Origin of the sequence: Jannaschia formosa, assembly GCF_003340555.1 — a bacterium.
GTDB classification, from domain to species: Bacteria; Pseudomonadota; Alphaproteobacteria; order Rhodobacterales; family Rhodobacteraceae; genus Jannaschia; species Jannaschia formosa.
Map to the genome: position 1 here is coordinate 1 of NZ_QPLJ01000064.1, position 3944 is coordinate 3944.

The window sequence follows — 3944 nt, forward strand, 5'->3', positions numbered from 1 at the left end:
CAAACGCCAGATGTATGGCCGGGCCAACATCGACCTCCTGAAAGCGCGCCTCGTAGCGGCATCATGAACCGGGAAATGCACCAACTTTGCGTCAGACCCAAAGTTGCACGCCGAGTCACAGGCTGACCAAATCGGGAGCCTCACCGCGAAGGACCCGCAGAACAGCCTCCTGTTTCCCTTGCGCCGACATGCGACGGTGACGCGACGCAGCGGGCTTGCCTCCTCCAGCGTGAGGGACGCGCTCCGGCAAGCCCGCCCCCCTGCTCCCTTCGTCCGTCATGGCTCCTCCTCTTCGGAGCCGCATGAACCCAAACCTCCGCATCAAGAAACTCTATACCGGGGGAGTGGGCCGCTACATGGCGGAGTTCGGCATCACACCCACCTCGCGGATGCGCCTGGCAGACGTGACCGAAGGTCCCACAACCGGGACCACGGCCATCACCAGGATCATTATCGGGTCCGCGGACTTTGACAGGTCGAGGGACGCGGAGCAACTGGTGGAGCGCTCGACTGCCGCGTGGGACGACAGGCATTGCGGGGTGAAGGCCGACCTGTCCGATCACGAGCGCGAGGAGCGCTGACGACGGCGCCCTTCGCCTACACTTCGGGCCTCGGACGAGCGACGTACAGACCTGCGCAACGAACGTCAGGCAGGTGTGTACATGGGCGGGCAAGGTCAGAGGAGTGTGCGCGACCGCCCCGGACCTGCGAGGCTCGTGTCCTCCAAACGCGTCTCGACCGCTCGGCAGAGCGCGAGCGGCCTCGGGCTCGCGGCGCAGCGGAGCGCCATCGACGCCTTCGCCGAGAGCCGCGGCGCGCAGGTCACGGCACGCTTCACCGAGGTCGAGAGCGGGCGTCGCGCCGATCGACCGGAGCTGGCAAAGGCCGTCGACCTCGCCCGCCTCACCGGCGCCACCCTCGTCATTGCGAAGCTCGACCCGCTCTCTCGCAACGCGGCGTTCCTGCTCATCCTGCGCGACGCCGGCGTCCGCTTCCTCGCCTGCGACATGCCCGAGGCCAACGACCTGAACGTCGGCATCATGGCCCTCGTCGCCCAGCAGGAGCGCGAGGCGATCTCACGGCGCACGAAGGAGGCGCTGCCGGCTGCGAGGGCCGCGGCGTCCGCCTCGGCAATCTGGACGGTGCCCCCCCGCGCTGCGACGCGCAGGCAATAGCGGTGCGCCCCTCCGCGCTGTCGTCGCGGCCATTGCCGACGCCTTCGCCAGAGACCTCGGGCCGACCGTCGGGGCCCTCGAGGACGCTGGCCACAAGACGCTCCGGGCGCTGGCGGGCAGAACTGAACGCCCGCGGCATCCGCACCCGCCGCGGCGCGCGGTGGCGCGAGTCGAACGTCCGCAACCTGCCGGCAAGGCTGGCTGCGTAGCCGGGAGCTTCGCTCGCGAAAGCAGACTTCCGTCCCAGACGCAGCGACCGACTGCTCTGAGCCCGAACTGATCGTGGCCGCCATTGCCCCGCTGGTGCTCGTGGCGGCCCGTGGTTCGATGCAGCTGGCCATTGCCGAAGGTTCGTTGGCGGTCGACTGCTGCGGCGCGGCTTTTCGAAACGGTTCGCTTGCGCCTGCGCGCGGCAGCAGCCCGCGTCGTACGAATGATCTGCATTGCGGCCATCGCGAACAGAACGGCGGTTCGAGACTGGTCAAGAAAAGGGTGCGTCGCGATCGACGCACCCCTCCGGCAGAACCAGGTGCTTGATTGCTACCCTATCCGGCCACCGCCCTGTTTCTGGATCACGACCACCGCCGGACGTGGCGGCATCCCATCCTCGAAATCGGGCCAGCGGGTCGACGGGTTGTCGAAGGTCGAGCCGTCACCCGGGTGCTGGACCGCCACGAACAGCGACTGGTCGTTATTGACGAACCAGGGGCCGCAGAGTTCCGCTCCGACAGGCACGCGGAAGAAGTGCTTCGACGTGCCGCGCAGCTCCCCCTCGGTCTCGACCGCCCAGAGACCGTCGGTCCGCCCGGTGTCCTCGGGCGAGTTCCCGTCGGTGGCGATCCAGAGCCGACCGTTGGCGTCGATCGCGCAGTTGTCCGGCATGCCGAACCACCCATTCTCGCTCGTCGCCGGCGAGAAGGTCGCACCGACCTCCGCGATCGACGGGTCCCCGCACTTGACGAGGATCTCCCACCCCATCGTGTCGGCTGCGAAATCGCCGTCCGGCGCCGTGATCTCGATGATGTGCCCGAACGTATTCTCGGGACGCGGGTTGGCCGCGTTCTCGTCGCCCGGCTTGCGCCGCGTGTTGTTGGTCAGCATCACGTAGATCTTGCCGGTGTTCTGGTCCGGTTCCACGTCCTCGGGGCGGTCCATCGGAGTCGCTTCGAGGAAATCGGCTGCCCGACGAGTCTGGATCAGCACGTCGCCCTGATCGGAGAAGCCGTTCTCGGCCGTCAGCGGCCCTTCGCCGTGGATCAGCGGAATCCAGGTCATGCTGCCGTCCGCGTCGAACCGGGCCACCGACAGCGTGCCACGGTCGAGGATGTCGGGATCCCGGTTCTCCGGGTCGTAGGCATCCTGCGTGACGAAGCGGTAGACGTAGTCGAACCGCTCGTCATCGCCCATGAACAGCGCGACCCGGCCGTCACCATTGACCGCGGGCATCGCGCCCTCGTGCTTGCAGCGGCCCAGGGCAGTGCGCTTCACGGGTGTCGAGTCCGGGTCGGCCGGATTCACCTCGACGATCCAGCCGTGGCGGTTCGGCTCGTTCGGTTCCTTGCCGACATGGAAGCGATCGTCGAACTTGCCCCAAGCGTACCATTTCCCGGGCACGCCGTAACGCGCATAGAGGATCTTCGCCGGCTCGTCCTCGAGGCCCTCCTGTTCGGCGTTGTCCTCCTCGCCCCAGAAATACCCGTTGAAGTTCTCCTCGGCCATTAGCCAGGTGCCCCAGGGCGTGATGCCGCCGGCGCAGTTGTTGAACGTGCCCAGCACCTCGGTTCCGCTCGGGTCGGCATTGGTCTGCATCTTGGCGTGCCCGGCAGCCGGACCCGAAATCGTCATCGGCGTCTCGGCCGTGATGCGGCGATTGTAACGAGAGTCGCGCACCACCGCCCATTTCCCGTCTTCGCCACGACGAATCTCGATGACGCTGCCGCCGTGGGCCGCCTTCTCGATATTGACGAGTTCTTCGGTCATGTAGGCGAATTCCTCGTCCTCGGCGTCCAAGCCGGGGAACATCAACTCCTCGTTGGTGTACTCGTGATGGTTCACCAGCAGCAGGCGGTCCGGATCGTCCGGCGCGTCAGGATGGGGCACGGTGCCGATGAAATCCGCGTTGTAGCCGAACTGCTGGTTCTGGGCCTCGGCGCTCTGGTTGTCGACGTCGAACTCGGGGGCGCCGGGCAGAACGGGATCGCCCCAGCGGATCAGAACATCGGCGTCGTAGCCATCGGCCACGACGATGTCGTCGCTGACGCCTGCCTCGATCTCGGGGAAATCGAAGCGACCCCCGTCGGCCTGGGCATGTGCGCGGCTGGCAGCCAGCGCCAGCGGGCTGACCGTGGCGGCGATGGCCGTGAAGCCAAGTGCCCCCTTGATGAGGTCACGGCGCCCCATCCGCGCCGCGATCACGTCGCCGATGGTCGGTGCGCGGGACTTGTTGACGCCCTTGTCATCCGCGGCGTCGAAACGCTGAGAGCGGTTCAACGGATCGAAGATAGTGAATTTCATGGTCTTTCCTCCCTGACTTGGCCTTGCCAAGTGGCGCCATTCTGCCACCGAGGACGCGCCTTGTAACGCCTGAACAGAAGGGGTTAACACGTAGTCACTTCCGGGTGGCACCTTGGATCGGGGCCGCAACTGTAGGCAGCGTCCCGGGTGGTGGTGTAGGAGGCCGCGCGCGGAGCCTTCGGCGTAGCGCGGCGCGCGGCCGTGGGTGACGCTGGCGGTCATCGCCGAGCTTCGGAGAAGGTTCGGGTTGCGAGA

The 3944-nt window shown here is 66.9% G+C and carries 4 protein-coding genes; 3 read left to right on the plus strand and 1 reads right to left on the minus strand.

Annotated elements, in window-relative coordinates; translation table 11 throughout:
• Nucleotides 1–302: 302 nt before the first annotated feature.
• The 3 genes from DR046_RS22645 (at nt 303) to DR046_RS23390 (ending at nt 1712) form a co-directional block, all read left to right on the plus strand.
• Nucleotides 303–581 (plus strand): hypothetical protein, encoded by a 279-nt coding sequence (locus DR046_RS22645; RefSeq protein WP_115384601.1) that lies wholly within the window; start codon nt 303–305, stop codon nt 579–581.
• A 135-nt stretch (nt 582–716) separates the two neighbouring features.
• Nucleotides 717–1175, plus strand: coding sequence for a recombinase family protein (locus DR046_RS24500; RefSeq protein ID WP_245191064.1), 459 nt, complete (start codon nt 717–719; stop codon nt 1173–1175).
• Nucleotides 1176–1457: 282 nt separating this feature from the next.
• A complete protein-coding gene (locus DR046_RS23390) occupies nt 1458–1712 on the plus strand; it encodes a hypothetical protein (RefSeq protein ID WP_135227397.1) in 255 nt (84 codons plus the stop codon).
• Nucleotides 1713–1715: 3 nt separating this feature from the next.
• Here the strand turns inward: DR046_RS23390 and DR046_RS22655 are convergent, their stop codons facing one another.
• On the minus strand, nt 1716–3689 hold the full coding sequence (locus DR046_RS22655) for a PhoX family protein (protein ID WP_115384602.1): 1974 nt from the start codon (nt 3687–3689) through the stop codon (nt 1716–1718).
• Nucleotides 3690–3944 lie beyond the last annotated feature (255 nt).